General features: G+C 60.1%; 14 protein-coding genes and 1 pseudogene. 5 read left to right on the forward strand and 10 right to left on the reverse strand.

Annotated features, from left to right (window positions below; genetic code table 11):
• The first annotated feature begins 17 nt into the window (after positions 1 to 17).
• The 5 genes from ACZ9H3_RS14355 to ACZ9H3_RS14375 are packed head-to-tail and all read left to right on the forward strand — an operon-like array spanning position 18 to position 5,182.
• Positions 18 to 1,223, forward strand: coding sequence for an SfnB family sulfur acquisition oxidoreductase (locus ACZ9H3_RS14355; RefSeq protein WP_476221223.1), 1,206 nt, complete (start codon positions 18 to 20; stop codon positions 1,221 to 1,223).
• The gene (locus ACZ9H3_RS14360) at positions 1,223 to 2,620 is read left to right on the forward strand and encodes an LLM class flavin-dependent oxidoreductase (RefSeq protein WP_476221225.1); all 1,398 of its coding nucleotides are present in this window, start codon (positions 1,223 to 1,225) and stop codon (positions 2,618 to 2,620) included. The genes ACZ9H3_RS14355 and ACZ9H3_RS14360 overlap by 1 nt, the downstream gene beginning before the upstream one ends.
• Positions 2,613 to 3,419: a MetQ/NlpA family ABC transporter substrate-binding protein gene (locus tag ACZ9H3_RS14365; RefSeq protein WP_476221227.1), complete on the forward strand. Its 807-nt coding sequence runs from the start codon at positions 2,613 to 2,615 to the stop codon at positions 3,417 to 3,419. Before ACZ9H3_RS14360 ends, ACZ9H3_RS14365 begins: the two co-directional genes overlap by 8 nt.
• Before the next feature lies 1 nt (position 3,420).
• Entirely contained in the window at positions 3,421 to 4,548 is a 1,128-nt protein-coding gene (locus ACZ9H3_RS14370) for a methionine ABC transporter ATP-binding protein (RefSeq protein ID WP_476221229.1), read from the forward strand.
• A complete protein-coding gene (locus ACZ9H3_RS14375; protein WP_099776246.1) occupies positions 4,538 to 5,182 on the forward strand; it encodes a methionine ABC transporter permease in 645 nt (214 codons plus the stop codon). Before ACZ9H3_RS14370 ends, ACZ9H3_RS14375 begins: the two co-directional genes overlap by 11 nt.
• Positions 5,183 to 5,262: 80 nt before the next feature.
• Here the strand turns inward: ACZ9H3_RS14375 and ACZ9H3_RS14380 are convergent, their stop codons facing one another.
• The 10 genes and pseudogenes from ACZ9H3_RS14380 to ACZ9H3_RS14425 form a co-directional block, all read right to left on the reverse strand.
• Complete coding sequence (locus ACZ9H3_RS14380) at positions 5,263 to 8,310, reverse strand: efflux RND transporter permease subunit (protein WP_476221231.1); 3,048 nt, start codon at positions 8,308 to 8,310, stop codon at positions 5,263 to 5,265.
• A pseudogene (locus tag ACZ9H3_RS14385) lies at positions 8,307 to 9,372 on the reverse strand (efflux RND transporter periplasmic adaptor subunit). Before ACZ9H3_RS14385 ends, ACZ9H3_RS14380 begins: the two are co-directional and overlap by 4 nt.
• On the reverse strand, positions 9,369 to 10,460 hold the full coding sequence (locus tag ACZ9H3_RS14390; RefSeq protein WP_476221232.1) for an efflux RND transporter periplasmic adaptor subunit: 1,092 nt from the start codon (positions 10,458 to 10,460) through the stop codon (positions 9,369 to 9,371). The pseudogene ACZ9H3_RS14385 and the gene ACZ9H3_RS14390 overlap by 4 nt, the downstream one beginning before the upstream one ends.
• A gap of 243 nt (positions 10,461 to 10,703) precedes the next feature.
• Positions 10,704 to 11,600, reverse strand: a complete 897-nt coding sequence (locus ACZ9H3_RS14395; protein ID WP_330522420.1) for an ABC transporter permease subunit — start codon at positions 11,598 to 11,600, stop codon at positions 10,704 to 10,706.
• Positions 11,597 to 12,517 (reverse strand): ABC transporter permease subunit, encoded by a 921-nt coding sequence (locus ACZ9H3_RS14400; protein WP_102052478.1) that lies wholly within the window; start codon positions 12,515 to 12,517, stop codon positions 11,597 to 11,599. The genes ACZ9H3_RS14395 and ACZ9H3_RS14400 overlap by 4 nt, the downstream gene beginning before the upstream one ends.
• Positions 12,514 to 13,656: a polyamine ABC transporter ATP-binding protein gene (potA, locus tag ACZ9H3_RS14405; protein ID WP_065760073.1), complete on the reverse strand. Its 1,143-nt coding sequence runs from the start codon at positions 13,654 to 13,656 to the stop codon at positions 12,514 to 12,516. Before potA ends, ACZ9H3_RS14400 begins: the two co-directional genes overlap by 4 nt.
• A 60-nt stretch (positions 13,657 to 13,716) precedes the next feature.
• Positions 13,717 to 14,811: a polyamine ABC transporter substrate-binding protein gene (locus ACZ9H3_RS14410; protein WP_102052479.1), complete on the reverse strand. Its 1,095-nt coding sequence runs from the start codon at positions 14,809 to 14,811 to the stop codon at positions 13,717 to 13,719.
• Positions 14,812 to 14,985: 174 nt separating this feature from the next.
• Complete coding sequence (locus ACZ9H3_RS14415; RefSeq protein WP_102052480.1) at positions 14,986 to 16,083, reverse strand: polyamine ABC transporter substrate-binding protein; 1,098 nt, start codon at positions 16,081 to 16,083, stop codon at positions 14,986 to 14,988.
• 168 nt (positions 16,084 to 16,251) lie between these two features.
• Positions 16,252 to 17,613 carry an aspartate aminotransferase family protein gene (locus ACZ9H3_RS14420; protein WP_065760070.1) on the reverse strand — a complete coding sequence of 454 codons (1,362 nt, stop codon included), beginning with the start codon at positions 17,611 to 17,613 and terminating at the stop codon, positions 16,252 to 16,254.
• Positions 17,614 to 17,660: 47 nt separating this feature from the next.
• A complete protein-coding gene (locus ACZ9H3_RS14425) occupies positions 17,661 to 19,019 on the reverse strand; it encodes a glutamine synthetase family protein (protein ID WP_065760069.1) in 1,359 nt (452 codons plus the stop codon).
• Between the last annotated feature and the right edge of the window lie 23 nt (positions 19,020 to 19,042).

Raw genomic sequence — 19,042 nt, forward strand, 5'->3', positions numbered from 1 at the left:
AGACCACTGGAGCCTCTATGAGCCTTTTGTCACCACCGCACGCCAGCGTTGCGGTTATCCACACTGATGCCCAGGCCTTGCAGATCGCCGAGGATATCGCCCAGCAATTGCGTCAGGACAGCATCCTGCGCGACCGCGAGCGGCAGTTGCCGCATGCCGAACTGGCGTTGTTCTCGCGCTCTGGCCTGTGGGGTATCACGGTCCCGAAAGCCTACGGTGGTGCCGGGGTGTCCAACGTCACCCTGGCCAAGGTTATCAGCCGTATTGCCCAGGCCGACTCATCGCTCGGCCAGATCCCGCAGAACCACTTCTATGCACTGGAAGTGCTGCGCGTCAACGGCAGCCCTGAGCAACAGCAGCGCCTGTATGCCGAGGTACTCGCAGGCCTGCGCTTCGGCAATGCCCTGGCTGAGTTGGGCACCAAAACCGCCCATGACCGCACCACCGCACTAAGCCGTGAAGGCGAACACTGGCGAATCAATGGCCGCAAGTTCTACGCCACCGGTGCGCTGTATGCTCAACGAATTCCGACCTCGGTGGTCGACGAGCACGGTGGACAGCACCTGGCCTTCGTTCCAGCCAACAGCCCGGGCCTGAATGTCATCGACGACTGGAGTGGTTTCGGCCAACGCACCACCGGCAGTGGTTCGGTGGTGTTCGACAACGTGCAGGTAGCGGCCGACGATATCGTGCCGTTTCAAAGCGCCTTCGAGCGGCCAACACCCGTCGGGCCACTGGCGCAGATTCTCCATGCTGCGATCGACACGGGCATCGCCCGCGCCGCTTACGAAGATGCCCTGCAGTTCGTGCGTACACGCACACGGCCCTGGATCGACTCGGGTATCGAAAAAGCCACCGACGACCCGTTGAGCCTGAAGGCCTTCGGGCACCTGGCAATTCGTCTGCACGCCGCCGAGGCACTGCTCGAGCGCGCGGGTGAATACCTCGACAGGGCGCAGGCCGAAACCAATGCCGACACCGTTGCCGCCGCCTCCATTGCAGTTGCCGAAGCACGAGCCATCAGCACCGAGATCTCGCTGGCCGCCGGCAGCACCTTGTTTGAGCTGGCAGGCAGCCAGGCGACACTGGCCGAACACGGCCTTGACCGGCACTGGCGCAACGCCCGCACCCATACCCTGCACGATCCGGTGCGCTGGAAGTACCACGCCATCGGCAACTACTACCTCAACGATGAAAACCCACCACTGCGGGGGACCATCTGATGGCGAAGAAAAAGATCCTGCTCAATGCCTTCAACATGAACTGCATCGGGCACATCAACCATGGGCTGTGGACACACCCACGGGATACCTCCACCCAGTTCAACACACTGGAGTACTGGACCGACCTGGCCAAACTGCTTGAGCGCGGACTGTTCGACGGGCTATTCATCGCTGACATCGTTGGCGTCTATGACGTGTACCAGCAATCGCTGGACGTCACGCTCAAGGAGGCCATCCAGTTGCCGGTCAATGACCCGCTGCTGCTGGTGTCCGCCATGGCCGCAGTCACCCATAACCTGGGCTTTGGCCTGACAGCCAACCTGACCTACGAGCCCCCCTACCTGTTTGCTCGACGGCTCTCCACGCTCGACCACCTGAGCCGCGGCCGGGTTGGCTGGAACATTGTCACCGGCTACCTCGACAGCGCGGCAAAAGCCATGGGCCTGGACGCCCAACCGGAGCATGACCGCCGCTACGACCAGGCCGATGAGTACCTGCAGGTGCTCTACAAACTCTGGGAGGGCAGTTGGGAAGACGATGCGGTGGTCAACGATCCACAGCAACGGGTCTATGCCCGGCCAGACAAAGTGCACAAGGTGCAGCACCACGGCGAGTTCTATCGCGTCGAGGGCTATCACCTCTGCGAGCCCTCTCCGCAACGGACCCCGGTGCTGTTCCAGGCCGGTAGTTCCGAACGCGGCCTGAGCTTTGCCGGGCAGCACGCCGAGTGCGTGTTCATCAGTGGCCAGAACAAAGCCGCGACGCGGGCACAGGTCGACAAGGTGCGGGCCGCAGCAGTAGCTGCCGGGCGCGACCCGCAGTCAATCAAGGTGTTCATGGGCCTGACAGTCATCGTTGCCGAGAGCGAGCAGAAAGCACGGGCCAAGCAGGCTGAGTACCTGCGCTACGCCAGCGCCGAAGCCGGGGTTGCGCACTTTGCCAGCTCAACCGGAATCGACTTTGCCAAGTACGACCTGGACGAACCGATCCAGTACGAAAAAAACAACGCCATCCAGTCGGCCACGAAAAACCTGCAGAACAACGACTGGACCCGCCGCAAGCTGCTCGAGCAACACGCCCTCGGCGGGCGCTACATCACCCTGGTCGGCTCACCAACCCAGGTTGCCGATGAGCTGGAAGCCTGGATCGACGAAACCGGCCTGGACGGTTTCAACCTGGCGCGCACGGTCACCCCGGAAAGCTATGTCGACTTCATCGACCTGGTCATACCCGAGCTGCAACGCCGTGGCTCGTACAAAACCGCCTACGACGACGGCAGCCTGCGGGAAAAACTCTTTGGCGGCAGCGCCCGGCTGCCTGACCAGCACACCGGGGCCAGCTACCGCACCCCCTCTGAATCAACCGTCCAACCGATTGGAGCGCTACAGCATGCTTAAGACCGTTCTGGCCCGCCCTGTTGCGGCCATCGCCCTGACTCTTGGCCTGTTTGGTGCGGCACAGGCAAACGAGGCCCCGCTGAAAGTCGGCACTACTGCGGCCTTCGCCCCGCCGTTGGAAGCCGCCGTCAGCGAAGCCAAGAAACAGGGGCTCAAGGTAGAGCTGATCGAGTTCAGCGACTGGATCGCACCGAACGTCAGCCTCGCCAACGGTGACATCGACGTGAACTATTACCAACATGTCCCGTTCCTGGAAAACGCCAAGCACGCGGCGGGTTTCGACCTGGTGCCGTATGCACCCGGGATCATCAACAACGTGGGGCTGTACTCGAAGCGCTACAAAAGCCTCGACCAACTGCCTGAAGGCGCCAGCGTCGCGATTGCCAACGACCCGATCAACAGCGGACGCGGCCTGCAGTTGCTGGCCAAGGCAGGCTTGATCACCCTCAAGCCAGGTGTCGGCTACAAGGCGACTGAAGATGACATCGTCGCCAACCCGAAGAAGCTGAAGATTCTTCAGGTCGAAGCGGTGCAACTGGTACGGGCTTACGATGATGCCGACCTGGTGCAGGGTTATCCGCACTACATTCGCCTGGCAAACACCTTCGATGCCAACTCCGCGTTGCTGTTCGACGGCCTGGATCACAAGGAATACGTGATTCAATTCGTGATCAAACCACAGAGCAAAGATGACCCGCGCCTGGCCAGGTTCATTGATATCTACCAGCACTCGCCGGTCGTTCATAGCGCATTGGACAAGGCCTACGGCAAGCTCTATCAGCCTGGCTGGGAGCGTTGAGATGAGTGCCGCCAACGCCCGCCTGGCGCTGGACGCGCAACCGTTCGCGCCGCCTCAAAACGCTCAGCAAAGGGCCCTGCACCCGGAGCTGAGCACAGCCCATATCCGTTTCATCGGCCTGAACAAGACCTACCCGGGGCAAGCCGCCCCGGCGCTGTCGGGCATCGACCTGAACATCCAGCGTGGCGAGATCTTCGGCATCATCGGCCGCAGCGGCGCGGGCAAGTCGTCGCTGATCCGCACCATCAATCGCCTGGAGCAACCGAGCAGCGGGCGGGTACTGATCGACCAGGTCGACATCGGTGAGTTCGACGAAGACCGTCTGGTGAACCTGCGTCGTCGCATCGGCATGATCTTCCAGCACTTCAACCTGATGTCGGCCAAAACCGTCTGGCAGAACGTCGAGTTGCCACTGAAGGTAGCCGGTGTGCCAAAGGAGCAACGCCAGCGCAAGGTCGCTGCGTTGCTGGAGCTGGTCGGTTTGCAGGAAAAACACCATGTCTATCCTGCACAGTTGTCCGGAGGGCAAAAGCAGCGCGTCGGCATTGCCCGGGCGCTGGTCCATGACCCCGAAATCCTGCTCTGCGACGAAGCAACCTCGGCACTGGACCCGGAGACCACCGAGTCGATCCTGGGCCTGCTGCGCGATATCAACCAGCGCCTGGGCCTGACCATCGTGCTGATTACCCATGAGATGGCCGTGATCCGCGAGATCTGCCACCGCGTGGTGGTGCTGGAAAAGGGTCATGTCGTCGAACAGGGCGCCGTCTGGCAAGTGTTTGGCGAGCCACAGCACGACGTCAGCAAGACCTTGCTGGCGCCACTGCAACCGGCCCTCCCCGCACACCTGCAAGCGCGCCTCCAGGCACAAGCACCCGGCCCTGAGGCGGCGCTGGTACTGCGCCTGCGGGTCAGTGGCCGGGACAAGCATGCACCGCAGTTGTCGACACTGTTCAGTGCGCTGGGTGGCCGGGTCAGCCTCTTGCAGGGTGGCATTGAGTCGATTCAGGGAAGGCCCCTGGGCCAGTTGGTGATTTCGGTGGAGCAATCACCGCATAGCCACGACAACGTGATCGAACGCGCCCAAGGCTGGGCCGCACAGGTGGAGGTACTCGGATATGTGGTTTGATCGTCTGCTACAGGGTGTACTCGATACCTTGCTGATGGTGGGTGTGTCTTCGCTGATCGCCCTGCTTGCCGGCATCCCGTTGGCGGTGATTCTGGTCACCAGCGGCAAGGGTGGGATCTTCGAGGCACCGACCGTCAACCGGGTGCTCGGCGCCTTCGTCAACCTGTTCCGCTCGATACCGTTTCTGATTCTGATGGTGGCGTTGATCCCCTTCACCCGCCTGATCGTTGGCACCACCTACGGCGTTTGGGCAGCAGTGGTACCGCTGACCATTGCCGCAACCCCCTTCTTCGCACGGATCGCCGAGGTGAGCCTGCGCGAGGTCGATCATGGTTTGATCGAGGCGGCGCAGGCGATGGGTTGCCGACGCTGGCACATTGTCTGGCATGTACTATTGCCTGAAGCCCTGCCAGGCATCGTCGGCGGTTTTACCATCACCCTGGTCACCATGATCAACTCCTCGGCGATGGCCGGGGCCATCGGCGCGGGCGGCCTGGGCGACATCGCCTACCGTTACGGCTACCAGCGTTTCGACAGCCAGATCATGCTGACCGTCATCGTCATGCTGGTGGTGCTGGTGGCACTGATCCAGTTGGGCGGCGACCGCCTGGCCAAGGGCCTGAACAAACGCTGACCCCCTGTGGGAGCGGGCTTGCCCGCGATACAGTCGCCGCGTACTACTGTACCTGCCACGCGCGCCGCACCTCCGTACAGTCAAGCGTGTTTCGGCTCCTTGATCTTGAACCAGGCCACATACAGCGCCGGCAGGAACAGCAACGTCAGCAAGGTTGCGATGATGATCCCGCCGATCATCGCGTAGGCCATCGGCCCCCAGAACACTTCTCGCGCAATCGGGAGCATGCCCAGACTCGCCGCGGCGGCCGTCAGCAGGATCGGCCGACGTCGGTGATCGGTCGCCTGCATGACGGCCTCCCACGGGCCATAGCCTTGGGCTTCATACTCATCAATCTGCGTCACCAAAATCACCGAGTTACGGATGATGATACCGATCAACGCCAAGATCCCCAGGATCGCCACGAAGCCCATCGGCGTACCGGTCGGCACCAACGCCAGCACCACGCCAATCAACCCCAACGGGGCGACGCTGACGACCAGGAAGAGCTTCTGCACGCTGTGCAGCTGGATCATCAGAAAGGTCGCCATCAGGAACAGCATCAGTGGCACAACCTTGGCAATTGGCGCCTGGGCCTTGGCGCTGGACTCCACCGTACCGCCGGTGGCCACCTGATAGCCCGCTGGCAACTTGCCGGCGAATTCATCGATCTGCGGCTTGAGCTGCTTGACCAGATCGGTGGGCTGAATCTCACTGCTGACCGCTGCCTTCACGGTAATGGTCGGTTTGCGGTCGCGACGCCAGACCAGCGGCTGCTCCAGCTCATAGCGCACGGTCGCGAACGCCAGCAGCGGGATCGAGGTGCCATTAGGGCTGAGGATCTGCAGGTTCTGCAGGGTCTGTGGCGAGGCGCGCTCATTGTCATCGGCGCGGGAGATCACGTCGATCAGATAGATGTTGTCACGCACCTGTGTCACCGCCGCACCGCTGACAATACCATTCATGATGCTGGCGACATCTTCGGAAGACAGCCCCAACTGCCGGGCCTTGTCCTGAGCAATGTCGATACGCATGACCTTGCCCGGTTCGTTCCAGTCGTAAATGATCTCGCCGATGTTCGGGTTGCTATCAAGCAAGGTCGCCAGCCCGATGGCATGCCGCCGAACCTGATCGATGTCCGAACCACTGACCCGGTACTGGATCGGCCAGCCCACAGGTGGCCCCATCTCAAGCGACTGGAGGTAGGTACTGATGCCGACGAAATCGGTTTTCAGCCGTTCCCGCAAGCGGGCCATCAACGCCCCTCGCTCCTCAAAGCCCTTGCTGACGATGACAAACTGGGCAAAGTAGGGGTTGACCAGTTGTTGGTCCAGCGGCAAGTAGAAACGGATCGCGCCCTGGCCAATGTAGCTGCTCCAGTGAACGATATCCGGATCACCCTTGAGCGTTGCTTCAAAGCGGTCAACCGCCTTTCGGGTCTCTTCGATCGAGGCATTCTGCGGCAGGTTGAAGTCGACAAGAAACTCTGGGCGGTCCGAGGCAGGAAAGAACTGATTCTGCACGAACCGCATGGCGAACAACGACAGCGCAAACAGCAGCACCGTGGCAATGATCGTTAGCCAATGATGGCGCATGCACCAAAGCAAACCGTTCTGGAACGCCTTGTCAAAGCGCCCGGCTTTCTTGTCGTGGGCCTTCAGCTTGGCATTGAGGATATGCACACCCAGCACCGGGGCGAACAGTACGGCAACCACCCATGACACCAGCAGGGATGCGGCAATCACCGCAAACAAGGTATAGGTGTACTCACCCGCCGAGCTGGCGTTAAGGCCAATGGGCACGAAACCGGCGACGGTCACCAGCGTGCCGGTCAACATCGGGAACGCCGTCGAGGTGTAGGCGAAGGTCGCCGCTTGCTCTTTGGTCTCGCCCATTTCCAGGCGGGTGACCATCACCTCGACGGTAATCATGGCATCGTCAACCAACAACCCCAGAGCAATGATCAACGCCCCCAGAGAGATCCGCTGCATGGTGATACCGCTGTACTCCATGAACACGAAGACCATGGCCAATACCAGCGGGATCGAACACGCCACCACCAACCCGGCACGGATGCCAAGGCTGATGAAACTCACCACCAGCACGATCACCACCGCCTCGAACAGCGCACTGGTAAAACCACCAACGGCTTCTTCGACCACCACCGCCTGATCCGAGACGGTATGTACCCCGACGCCCACCGGCAGGTCGGCGATCACTTCCTCCATCTTCTTGTGCAGGGCCTCACCGAATACCTGCATGTTACCGCCGGACTTCATGCCGACGCCCAGGCCAATCGCCGTCTGACCATTGAAGCGGAACATCGGCGTCGGCGGGTCGACGTAACCGCGGCTGATATCGGCAATGTCAGCCAACCGGTAAAAGCGATCGTTGAGACGCAGGCTCACCTGTTCCAGGTCTTTCTCGGAGGCAAACTGGCCCGTGGTGCGCACCGAAATCCGCTCCGGCCCTGCCTCGATGATGCCTGCAGGCGTTACCGCGTTCTGCGCTTGCAGGGCCTGCAATACCTGACGCCGATCTATGCCCAATGCGGCCATCTTGCGGGTGGAGAAATTCAGGTAAAGCACTTCGTCCTGCGCGCCGATCATCAACACCTTGCCCAGATTCGGTACAGCACGAATCTCGGCACGCACTTGCTCGACATAGTCGCGCAACTGCCGCATGGTCAGCCCATCAGCAGTAAAGGCGTAGATGGAGCCATACACGTCGCCAAACTCGTCGTTGAAACCCGGCCCCTGAACCCCCTTGGGAAAATCGGCCTTGATGTCCTGGATCTTCTTGCGAACCTGGTACCAGATATCCGGGATGTCCTCGGCCTTGGTGGTGTCGAGCAGGTTGACGTACACCGTCGACTCACCCGGGCGGGTGTAACTTTTCACATAATCGAGAGAGTCCAGTTCTTCGAGCTTCTTTTCGATCCGGTCAGTGATCTGATTGAGGGTCTCATCCTGGGTCGCACCCGGCCAACTGGTCTGGATGACCATGGTCTTGATGGCAAAGGAAGGGTCTTCTTCCCGGCCCAGGTTCAGGTAGGAGAACACGCCCATCAACAGGGATACGAACATCAGGTACCAGACGAACGACTGGTGTTTGAGCGCCCATTCGGACAGGTTGAAGCTCCCTTTCATGGGCCCACCTCATCAAGTTTGACCTTTTGCCCCGGCTTCAGGCTGTGTACCCCGGCACTGACCACTCGCTCACCAACCTGCACCCCCGACGCCAACGCGACCCTATCGTCGTTACGCTCAAGTACCTTGACCTCACGGGGCGAGACGGTCTGCTGCTGCTCGTCGACCACCCATACCCGGCTCTGGCCGTCCGCCTCTTGCACAGCGCTGACGGGCAGCTCCACACGTGGCGCTACGGCCGAACTCAGGGAGACACTGATCGCCGTCCCCAGACGGAAGCCGATCGGCGCCTCGGCCAGGGTCAGACGGGCGCGACGGGTTCGGGTCGCCGCATCGGCCTGAGGCTCAAGCTCACGCAGCGAAGCGGACGTTTGGGTACTGGGGTCAAGCTGCGCCTCGACATGAAAGCGCAAGCCCTTGGGCAACTGTTCAGCCAGTGTTGTCGGCAGGTCGATGACCGCCTCCTTGACGTCAGGACGGGCCAGCGTGACCACTGGCTGGCCGGCGGTAACGGTCTGGTCCGGCTTCGGCTTGCCAGGCCGTCACAACGCCCCCATGGTCGGTGTGCAGCTCGGTGTAGCCGAGCTGGTCACGCGCCTGCCTGAACGCCGCACTGGCCTGGTCCAGGGCAGCCTTGGTGGTCTTCAGGTTGGTCTGGGCAATATCCAACTGGGCCAGCGCGCCGGCCCCTCGGTCGTACAACTGCTGCTGGCGTCGGGCATTGGCCTGGGCATTGATCAATTGGGCCTGGATCTTGGCGAGGTCACCCTCGGCGGCGCGCAACTGGTTACGCTGATCGGTCGGGTCAAGCGTGGCCAGCAAGGCATCCTTGGCCACCTCGGTGCCAACATCCACATGACGCTGAGCGATTCGTCCACCCACCCGAAAACCCAGGTTGGTTTCATAGCGGGCCTGGATGCTCCCGGCATAGCGCCCCCATTGTTGAGTGTCCTGTGTCGTGACCCGCAACGTCAGTACAGGGCGCACAGGCTCCTCACTGTGTTCCTCGGTGCAGGCAACCAGGCACAGGCAGGTGCTGATAAGGATCGCAACAGATTTCATGGCGCCACCCCTTCAGCACTTGCCGGAACCACCTCGACCACTGCACCAGGGTGCAAGGTCTGGCCACCGGCCACGACCACCGTCTCGCCGCCCTTCAGCCCCTCCGCGATCACTACCTTGCCGGTCAGGTAGCGGCTGACGGTCACCAACTGCAAGTTGACCTTGCCGTCCTTGTCGACCACCCAGACAGCTGGATCATGCAGCGCCTTGGTCAAGGCCGCCCAAGGCAGCTCGACACTTGTTTTACCCGCAGCATTCACGCTGGCACTGACCACGGAGCCCAGCTCCATGCCCTTGGGAGTCGAGTCCAGCCCGACTTTTACCTGCACAGTACCGCTCTGCGCCGAGACGGTCGGGTTAACCTCACGCACCCGCCCCGAGGCCTGCACCTGCGGGTTATCGACCATACGAACGGTCACACGCCGGTCATTACGTGGGTCAACCGACAGCGACTCATACACGTTGAACACCGCGTCGCGCGGGCCATCGGCAGCCAGGCTGAAAATGGGCATTGTCGCTTGAACCACCTGCCCGACTTCGGCCTGACGCGCGGTAATGACGCCTGCGGTATCGGCTACAAGTGCGGCATAACTCAACTGCTCACGAGCACTGGCCAACTGCGCCTCGGCAGCCTTCAGTGCGCTGCGGCTGCTGAGCAGGGCGGCTTCGGCGGTGTCGTATTCGCTCTGGCTGGTGTAGCCCTTTGGCAGCAGCTTTTGCTGCCGTGCAAACGCCTTACTGGCCTGGGTGACACGTGCCTGCTCGGCAAACACCTGTGCAGCGGCCGAATCGACGGCGGTCTGCAGGTCCTTGGGGTCAAGCCTTGCCAGCACCTGCTTGGCCGTCACCCGGTCACCGACATCGACACTGCGGGAAATGATCTTGCCGCCCACCCGGAACGACAACTCAGTCTGTACACGTGCCTGGATATCGCCAGTCAGCGTCGCTGCGGCAGCGTAATCATTGGTTTCGGCAACCTGAACCACAACACGCGGGCGTTGCGACTCAATGGTTTCTTGCTCGCCACAGGCACCCAGTAGCAACGTTAGTCCCAGGCAGACGATCAGGTTTGGACGCGACACCGGCATGCGAGCTCCTTGCGATACCCAGTCGAAGAGAGGATGCGAGTGTTAGCGTAGATCAGGGTTACAAGCGCCGCTTGCGAAGCCAGCGAAGGAATGCAGGAATCGACGCTACATTGCGTAGGTCAAAAGGAAATGTTGATTCAGATCAGAGAGACAGAAAAGGCCGCCCGGGTGAGGGGCGACCTTTTCGGCGATACCACCATTGCGCAAGCGCATACGCCACCTGACGTATGCGCTTGCTTGCACTTACACCGAAACGGCAGCAGGTGCCGGCGCGCGACGCACGTCCGGCTGCTTCCACGAGTCGGCTGCACTTTCCTCGATGGCTTGCTGGATAGCCCGACGGCGGCGCTCTTCGGCCCGACGGCTGAAGTACCAGACCAGGAAGGTCACGAACGACACCGACAGCAGAATCAAGCTGGCCACCGCGTTGATTTCCGGCTTCACGCCCAGACGCACAGCCGAGAAAACCTCCATCGGCAGGGTGGTCGAGCCCGGGCCGGAGACGAAGCTGGCCAATACCAGGTCGTCCAGCGACAGGGCAAAGGACATCATGCCGCCCGCTGCCAGCGAAGGCGCGATCATCGGAATGGTGATCAGGAAGAACACCTTCCATGGCCGCGCACCCAGGTCCATTGCAGCCTCTTCGATGGACAGGTCCAGCTCGCGCAGGCGTGCCGACACCACCACCGCTACATAGGCAGAGCAAAAGGTGGTGTGCGCAATCCAGATGGTGAGGATACCGCGCTCCTGCGGCCAGCCGATCATCTGTGCCATTGCCACGAACAGCAGCAGCAGCGACAGGCCGGTAATCACCTCGGGCATGACCAACGGCGCAGTGACCAGGCCACCAAACAGGGTACGGCCCTTGAAGCGGGTTACCCGTGTCAGCACGAAGGCCGCCAGGGTACCGAGGACGACGGCGGCAATCGCGGTGTAGCAGGCGATTTCCAGCGAGCGCGCCACCGAGCCCATCAACTGGCTGTTGTCGAGCAGGCCAACGTACCACTTCACCGACCAGCCGCCCCAGACCGTCACCAGCTTGGAGGCGTTGAACGAGTAGATCACCAGGATCAGCATCGGCAGGTAGATGAACAGCAAGCCCACTACCAGCATCAGCTTGGAGAAACTGAAACGCTTCATGCCCGACCCTCCATCTCTTTGGCCTGACTACGGTTGAAGAGCAGGATCGGTACGATCAGGATCGCCAGCATCACTACCGCCAGTGCCGAAGCCACTGGCCAGTCACGGTTGTTGAAGAACTCTTGCCACAGCACTTTACCGATCATCAGGGTTTCCGGGCCGCCGAGCAGTTCTGGGATAACGAACTCACCCACCACCGGAATGAACACCAGCATGCAGCCGGCGATGATCCCGTTCTTGGACAGCGGCACGGTGATTTTCCAGAAGCTGTTGAAGGTGCTGGAACCCAGGTCGGAAGCGGCCTCCAGCAGGCTTGGGTCGTGCTTCACCAGGTTGGCATACAGCGGCAGGATCATGAACGGCAGGTACGAGTACACCACACCGATGTAAACCGCCAGGTTGGTGTTGAGGATCTGCAACGGCTCGTCGATAAAGCCCATGGTCATCAAGAAGCCATTAAGCAGGCCGTTGTTGCTGAGGATGCCCATCCAGGCATAGACCCGAATCAGGATCGCGGTCCAGGTCGGCATCATGATCAACAGCAGCAGGACCGTCTGGGTTTCCTTGCGCGCATTGGCGATGGCGTAGGCCATCGGAAAGCCAATCAACAAGCACAGCAGCGTGCTGATGAAAGCCATCTTCAACGAGCCCAGGTAGGCCGACAGGTACAGCTCGTCGTCGGTCAACATGGCGTAGTTGCCGAGGTTCAGCACCAGTTCGAGTTTCTGCTCGACGAAGGTGTAGATCTCGGTGTACGGCGGAATAGCGACGTCCGCTTCGGCAAAGCTGATCTTCAGAACGATGAAGAACGGCAGCATGAAGAACAGGAAAAGCCACAGGAATGGCGCACCAATGACCAGGTGACGCCCCTCGGGAACCAGGCGCTGGAAAGCGCGCTTCAGTTTTCGAATTTTCATGAGCGCAATACCACACCGGAGTCATCTTCCCAGCACACATAGACCTGGTCACCCCAGGTCGGCCGGGTTCCCTGGCGTTCGGCGTTGGCAACGAACGACTGCACCACCTTGCCGCTCGGCAACTCGACGTAGAACACCGAATGGCCACCCAGGTAGGCAATATCGTGAACCTTGCCGCGCGACCAGTTGTGCTCACATGACGGTTGCTCGGTGGTTACCAGCAGCTTCTCTGGGCGCAGCGCATAGGTGATGTGCTTGTCTTCCACCGAGGTAGTGACGCCGTGGCCAACGTAGATGCCGCGCTCAAGCTCGGGGCTGGAGATCAGGGCATAGCTTTCGGCATCGTCCACCACTTCGCCTTCGAACAGGTTGACGTTGCCGATGAACTCACAGACCAGGCGGCTGGTCGGGGTCTCGTAGACGTCGATCGGGCTACCGATCTGGGCGATCCAGCCCAGGTGCATGATCGCAATGCGCTCGGCCATGGTCATGGCCTCTTCCTGGTCGTGGGTCACCATCACGCAGGTCACCCCCACGCGCTCGATGATCTGCACCAGTTCCAGTTGCATCTGCGAACGCAACTTCTTGTCCAGTGCGCCCATTGGCTCGTCGAGCAACAGCAGTTTTGGCCGTTTGGCCAAGGAGCGGGCCAGGGCCACACGCTGACGCTGACCGCCGGAAAGCTGGTGCGGCTTGCGCTTGGCATACTGAGTCATGTGCACCAGCTTGAGCATCTCGGCCACACGGGCGTCGATCTCGGCAGCCGGCATGCGGTCCTGCTTCAGGCCGAACGCGATATTCTGCGCAACGGTCATGTGCGGGAACAACGCATAGGACTGGAACATCATGTTGATCGGCCGTTCATAAGGCGGCATATCGGTGATGTCGACACCATCAAGGAAGATGCGGCCTTCGGTCGGACGCTCGAAACCGGCCAACATCCGCAGCAATGTGGATTTACCCGAGCCGGAGCCACCCAGCAGAGCGAAGATCTCGCCCTTGCGGATTTCCAGGGACACATCGTCCACGGCGACCGTTTCGTCGAACTTTTTTGTAACCCGATCGATCTTCACCAGCACCTGTTTAGGTTGCTGGCCGCCATCGAGGGCTTTTTTATAGGCACCGGAGGCAACAGCCATGTGTGAAACTCCCAACAAGAATTTTTGCAGCCCGCCCCTGCCGTGACGGGCCCTGGATACTCATTTGCCCGACTTGACCTTGGTCCAGCTACGGGTCATCAAACGTTGCACCTTGGGTGGCAACTCAGCATTGACGTACAACTTGTCCAGCACCTCTTGCGGTGGATAAACCGCTGCGTCGGTTCTAACGCTCTGGTCCATCAGATCGCCAGCCTTTGGATTCGGGTTGGCATAACCGACGTAATCGCTGACCTGGGCAATAACCTCAGGCTTGAGCAAATAGTTGATGAAAGCGTGCGCCTCTTTGAGATTGCCGGCGTCCTTGGGAATCGCCAGCATGTCGAACCAGAGGTTGCCGCCCTCCTTGGGAATGGCATACGCCACCTGCACGCCCTTGCCCGCCTCTTCAGCGCGGGACTTGGCCTGGAATACATCGCCGGAGAAGCCAGCGGCCACACAAATGTCGCCGTTGGCCAGGTCCGAGATGTACTTGGACGAGTGGAAATAGGTCACGTAAGGGCGCACCGCCATCAGCTTGGCCTCGGCCTTTTTATAGTCGGCCGGGTTGGTACTGTTGGGGTCCAGGCCCATGTAATTGAGCACTGCCGGGAGCATCTCGTCCGGGGAGTCGAGGAACGCGACACCGCACGCGGACAGCTTCTTGATGTTTTCCGGCTCGAACAGCATGGCCCACGAGTCGATCTTGTCGGTACCCAGCACGGCCTTGACCTTGTCGACGTTGTAACCAATGCCGTTGGTGCCCCACAGGTAAGGCACCGCATACTGGTTGCCCGGGTCGTTCTTGTTCAGGCGCTTGAGCAGAGCAGGATCGAGGTTCTGCCAGTTCGGCAGCAGCGATTTGTCGAGTTTCTGGAACGCACCCGCCTTGATCTGCTTGCCGAGGAAATGGTTGGACGGCACGACCACGTCATAGCCGGAACGACCGGCCAGTAGTTTGCCTTCCAGGGTTTCATTGGAATCAAACACGTCATACAACGGCTTGATACCGGTTTCTTTCTCAAAATCCGCCAGCGTGGTCTGGCCGATATAGTCCGACCAGTTGTAAATGTGCACCGTGGGCGCCGCTTGGACGCTGATCGCCAGCGTCAGACCCGCTCCAGCCATCAAGGCCTTGCGAAATACAGAAATAGACAAGTGGAAGGTCCTCTCAATAGTGCCCGAGCTAAACGACAGAATGCTCTGCCGGATAACCAAACCGGCGCGCAACTTACCTTCGATACACCCAACCGGCAAAAAATATTTGCCCTCACCTCCCGCGAAAGCGCTGCCCTAGAGCTTCCGGGCAGCGCTCAGCGGGTCAACCCAGGCTTATTTGCCCGACTTGATCTTGGTCCAGCTGCGCGTCAGGATCCGCTGGGTAGCCGGCGGCAAGTCGCTGATTGCATACAGCTTGGCCTTCACTTCATCCGACGGGTAAATGCTCGGATCGCCAGAGATGTCCTTGTCCACCAGCGGCGTTGCCGCTTTGTTGCCGTTCGGGAAGCGTACGGCGTTGGTGATCTCGGCCATGATTTCCGGCTGCATCAGGAAGTTCATGAACTGATAGGCTGCGTCGAGGTTCTCGGCATCCTTTGGAATCGCAACCATGTCATAGAAGCTGCCCGCGCCTTCTTTCGGAATGGCGTAGCTGATCTTGACCTTGTCGCCAGCTTCATGAGCACGCGCCTTGGACTGCTCCAGGTCACCCGAGTAACCCACGGCGACGCAGATGTTGCCGTTGGCCAGGTCCGAGATGTACTTGGAGGAGTGGAAGTAAGCGATCGAAGGACGGATTTTCAGGAACAGCGCTTCGGCCTCAGCCAACTGCTTCTTGTCCTGGGAATCGGTCGGGTAGCCGAGGTAGTGCAGCGCTACCGGAATCATCTCGGTCGGCGAATCGAGGAAGCTCACGCCGCAGCTCTTGAGCTTGGCGATGTTCTCCGGCTTGAGCACCACGTCCCAGGAATCGATCTTGTCGACGCCCAGCGCAGCCTTGACCTTCTCCGGGTTGTAGCCGATGCCGATCGTGCCCCACATGTAAGGGAAGGCGTGCACGTTGCCCTTGTCGCTGGCATTGCCAACGGCGTTGAGCAGGTCGGTATCGAGGTTCTTCCAGTTCGGCAGCTTGGACTTGTCCAGCTCCTGGTAAACCCCGGCCTTGATCTGCTTGGCCAGGAAGTTGTTCGAAGGTACGACCACGTCGTAACCGGATTTACCGGCCAGCAACTTGGCTTCCAGCGTTTCGTTACTGTCGAAAACGTCGTAGACCACCTTGATGCCCGACTGCTTTTCGAACTTGGCGATGGTGTCTGCTGCAATGTAGTCAGACCAGTTGTACACGTGCAGCGTCTTGTCTTCTGCCTGAACAGCACTGGCCATTGCCCCCATCAGGGACATTGCCAACAGCGTCTTGCCCAATTTCTTCATGCGTAATGCTCCAGAATTTTTATTGACCATCTGTTCAGCAACCGGGACCTTCGGCGCAGGCACTAGGCGACTGAAACAGCCGCTAGTCTGGCAAGGTACAAGGCGCTCTTTCAAGGAAAGAGCAACCCTGAACCCCCTTAATGTCACAACGCTAGCCTAGCAGCAGGCTTACTGGATCGCCTCATAGGTCAGGTCCAGGCATTTACGTGCCTTTTCCACCAGCTCATCGATCTCTTCACGCGTGATCACCAACGGCGGCGCAATGATCATGGTGTCGCCTACAGCGCGCATGATCAGCCCGTTGTCGAAGCAGAACTGCCGGCAGATCATGCCCACGCCTTTGCCTTCATAGCGCGCACGGGTCGTTTTGTCCTTGACCAGTTCGATCGCACCGAGCATCCCCAAGCCACGAACTTCACCCACCAGCGGGTGATCGTTTAGCTCGCGTAGACGCTTTTGCAAATACGGTGCCGTTTCCTCATGAACGTGCGTGATGACCTTCTCGTCACGCAGAATGCGCAGGTTTTCCAGGCCTACTGCAGCCGCCACCGGGTGGCCTGAGTAGGTGAAGCCGTGGTTGAAGTCGCCGCCTTCAGTGACCACGCGGGCCACTTCGTCACGCACGATAACGCCGCCCATGGGGATGTAACCGGAGGTCAGGCCCTTGGCGATGGTCATCAGGTCAGGTTTGAGGTCGTAATAATCGGAACCGAACCACTCACCGGTGCGACCAAAGCCACAGATCACTTCGTCGGCAACGAAAAGAATCTCGTACTTGGCGAGGATTTCCTTGACCTTGGGCCAGTAGGTTTCTGGCGGAATAATCACACCACCGGCCCCTTGAATCGGCTCGGCAATGAAGGCCGCAACGTTGTCCTCACCCACTTCGAGAATCTTTTTCTCCAGCTGCTCGGCCGCCCAGACGCCAAACTCGTCCGGGGTCATGTCGCCGCCCTCACCGAACCAGTAAGGTTGCGGAATGTGCACGATGCCCGGAATCGGCAGGTCGCCCTGCTCGTGCATGAAGGCCATGCCACCCAGGCTGGCGCCCGCGACAGTCGAACCGTGGTAGCCGTTAACGCGACCGATGATCACCTTCTTCTGCGGCTTGCCTTTGAGCGCCCAGTAATGGCGCACCATACGCAGTACGGTGTCGTTACCCTCGGAGCCGGAACCGGTGAAGAACACATGGCTCATACCCTTCGGAGCAACCGCGGAAATGGCTTTGGCCAACTCCAGTGCCGGTGGGTGAGCGGTCTGGAAGAACAGGTTGTAGTAAGGCAGCTCACGCATCTGGTCGCTGGCCGCTTTCACCAGCTCTTCACGACCGTAGCCAACCGCCACACACCAAAGCCCGGCCATGCCATCGAGGATCTTGTTGCCCTCGCTGTCCCACAAATACACACCCTTGGCCTTGGTAATAATGCGCGGGCCTTTCTCCTTCAACTGTTTATAGTCGCTGAAAGGGGCCAAGTGGTGCTCGCCGCTCAAGGCTTGCCATTCACGGGTTTGCGGGTTCTTGACGCTCATGTGCTTCTCCAATTGCTGGCGGCCGCGCTCCTGCGGCCCCGGGTTGATCAGACCGCGAACAGCAGGAACTCTCGTTCCCAAGAGCTGATTACGCGTTTGAAGTTTTCATGCTCGGCGCGCTTGGTCGCCACGTAGCCTGTGATGAATTTCTTGCCCAGGTACTTCTCCAGGGCCTTACAGTTTTCCATCCGCTCCAACGCATCCTCGATGGTCAAAGGCAGGCGCAGGTTGCGTCGCTCATAGCCGCGCCCCTGCACCGGCGCACTGGCGTTGATGCGCTCCACCATGCCGATGTAGCCACACAGCAGGCTGGCAGCGATTGCCAGGTACGGGTTGGCGTCGGCGCCCGGCAGACGGTTCTCGACGCGGCGATGCTGCGGGCTGGCATCTGGAACCCGCAAACCGACAGTACGGTTTTCCTCGCCCCATTCGACGTTCACCGGTGCCGAGGTATCAGGCAGGAAACGCCGGAACGAGTTGACGTTGGGCGCGAACAGCGGCAACAGCTCGGGGATGAACTTCTGCAGACCACCGATGTGGTAGAGGAACAGGTCGCTCATGCTGCCGTCGTCATTGGAGAAGATGTTCTTTCCGGTCTGCACGTCCACCACACTCTGGTGCAGATGCATCGCGCTGCCTGGCTCGCCCGTCATCGGCTTGGCCATGAACGTGGCGGCGACGTTATGCTTGAGCGCGGCTTCACGCATGGTGCGTTTGAACACCAGGATCTGGTCGGCCAGGGACAGCGCGTCACCATGACGGAAGTTGATCTCCATCTGTGCCGTGCCGTCCTCGTGGATCAGCGTATCGAGGTCCAGGTTCTGCAGTTCGCACCAGTCGTAGACATCCTCGAACAGCGGGTCGAATTCGTTGGCTGCTTCGATGGAAAACGACTGGCGACCGGTTTCCGGGCGACCAGAGCGACCGACCGGTGGCTGTAACGGGAAGTCCGGGTCTTCGCAACGCTTGGTCAGGTAGAACTCCATCTCTGGCGCGACGATCGGCTGCCAACCTTTGTCGGCATACAGCTTGAGCACCTTCTTCAGGACGTTACGCGGTGACAGTTCGACCGGGCTGCCAAACTTGTCATAGGTGTCGTGAATCACCTGTGCAGTAGGCTCGATGGCCCACGGGACAAGAAACACTGCGTTCTCGTCGGGGCGGCAGATCATGTCGATGTCGGCAGGGTCGAGCAGTTCGTAATAAATGTCGTCATCGACGTAATCGCCAGTGACCGTCTGCAGCAGGACGCTCTCGGGCAAGCGCATGCCTTTCTCGGCAATGAACTTGTTGGTAGGCGAGATCTTGCCGCGGGTAATCCCGGTGAGATCGCTGATCAAACACTCGACTTCAGTGATCTTGTGCTCTTTCAACCAATCGGTGAGCTGATCGAGATTGGTACTCATAAACACCTCTGAAGGTAACCTGC

This window comes from Pseudomonas sp. TE3910, assembly GCF_056279025.1.

Excerpts from the sequence above, each read along its gene's own strand:
- ACZ9H3_RS14355 (WP_476221223.1), top strand. The coding sequence starts at position 18 with ATGAGCCTTTTGTCACCACCGCACGCCAGCGTTGCGGTTATCCACACT.
- ACZ9H3_RS14360 (WP_476221225.1), top strand. The coding sequence starts at position 1,223 with ATGGCGAAGAAAAAGATCCTGCTCAATGCCTTCAACATGAACTGCATC.
- ACZ9H3_RS14365 (WP_476221227.1), top strand. The coding sequence starts at position 2,613 with ATGCTTAAGACCGTTCTGGCCCGCCCTGTTGCGGCCATCGCCCTGACT.
- ACZ9H3_RS14370 (WP_476221229.1), top strand. The coding sequence starts at position 3,421 with ATGAGTGCCGCCAACGCCCGCCTGGCGCTGGACGCGCAACCGTTCGCG.
- ACZ9H3_RS14375 (WP_099776246.1), top strand. The coding sequence starts at position 4,538 with ATGTGGTTTGATCGTCTGCTACAGGGTGTACTCGATACCTTGCTGATG.
- ACZ9H3_RS14380 (WP_476221231.1), bottom strand. The coding sequence starts at position 8,310 with ATGAAAGGGAGCTTCAACCTGTCCGAATGGGCGCTCAAACACCAGTCG.
- ACZ9H3_RS14390 (WP_476221232.1), bottom strand. The coding sequence starts at position 10,460 with ATGCCGGTGTCGCGTCCAAACCTGATCGTCTGCCTGGGACTAACGTTG.
- ACZ9H3_RS14395 (WP_330522420.1), bottom strand. The coding sequence starts at position 11,600 with ATGAAGCGTTTCAGTTTCTCCAAGCTGATGCTGGTAGTGGGCTTGCTG.
- ACZ9H3_RS14400 (WP_102052478.1), bottom strand. The coding sequence starts at position 12,517 with ATGAAAATTCGAAAACTGAAGCGCGCTTTCCAGCGCCTGGTTCCCGAG.
- potA (WP_065760073.1), bottom strand. The coding sequence starts at position 13,656 with ATGGCTGTTGCCTCCGGTGCCTATAAAAAAGCCCTCGATGGCGGCCAG.
- ACZ9H3_RS14415 (WP_102052480.1), bottom strand. The coding sequence starts at position 16,083 with ATGAAGAAATTGGGCAAGACGCTGTTGGCAATGTCCCTGATGGGGGCA.
- ACZ9H3_RS14420 (WP_065760070.1), bottom strand. The coding sequence starts at position 17,613 with ATGAGCGTCAAGAACCCGCAAACCCGTGAATGGCAAGCCTTGAGCGGC.
- ACZ9H3_RS14425 (WP_065760069.1), bottom strand. The coding sequence starts at position 19,019 with ATGAGTACCAATCTCGATCAGCTCACCGATTGGTTGAAAGAGCACAAG.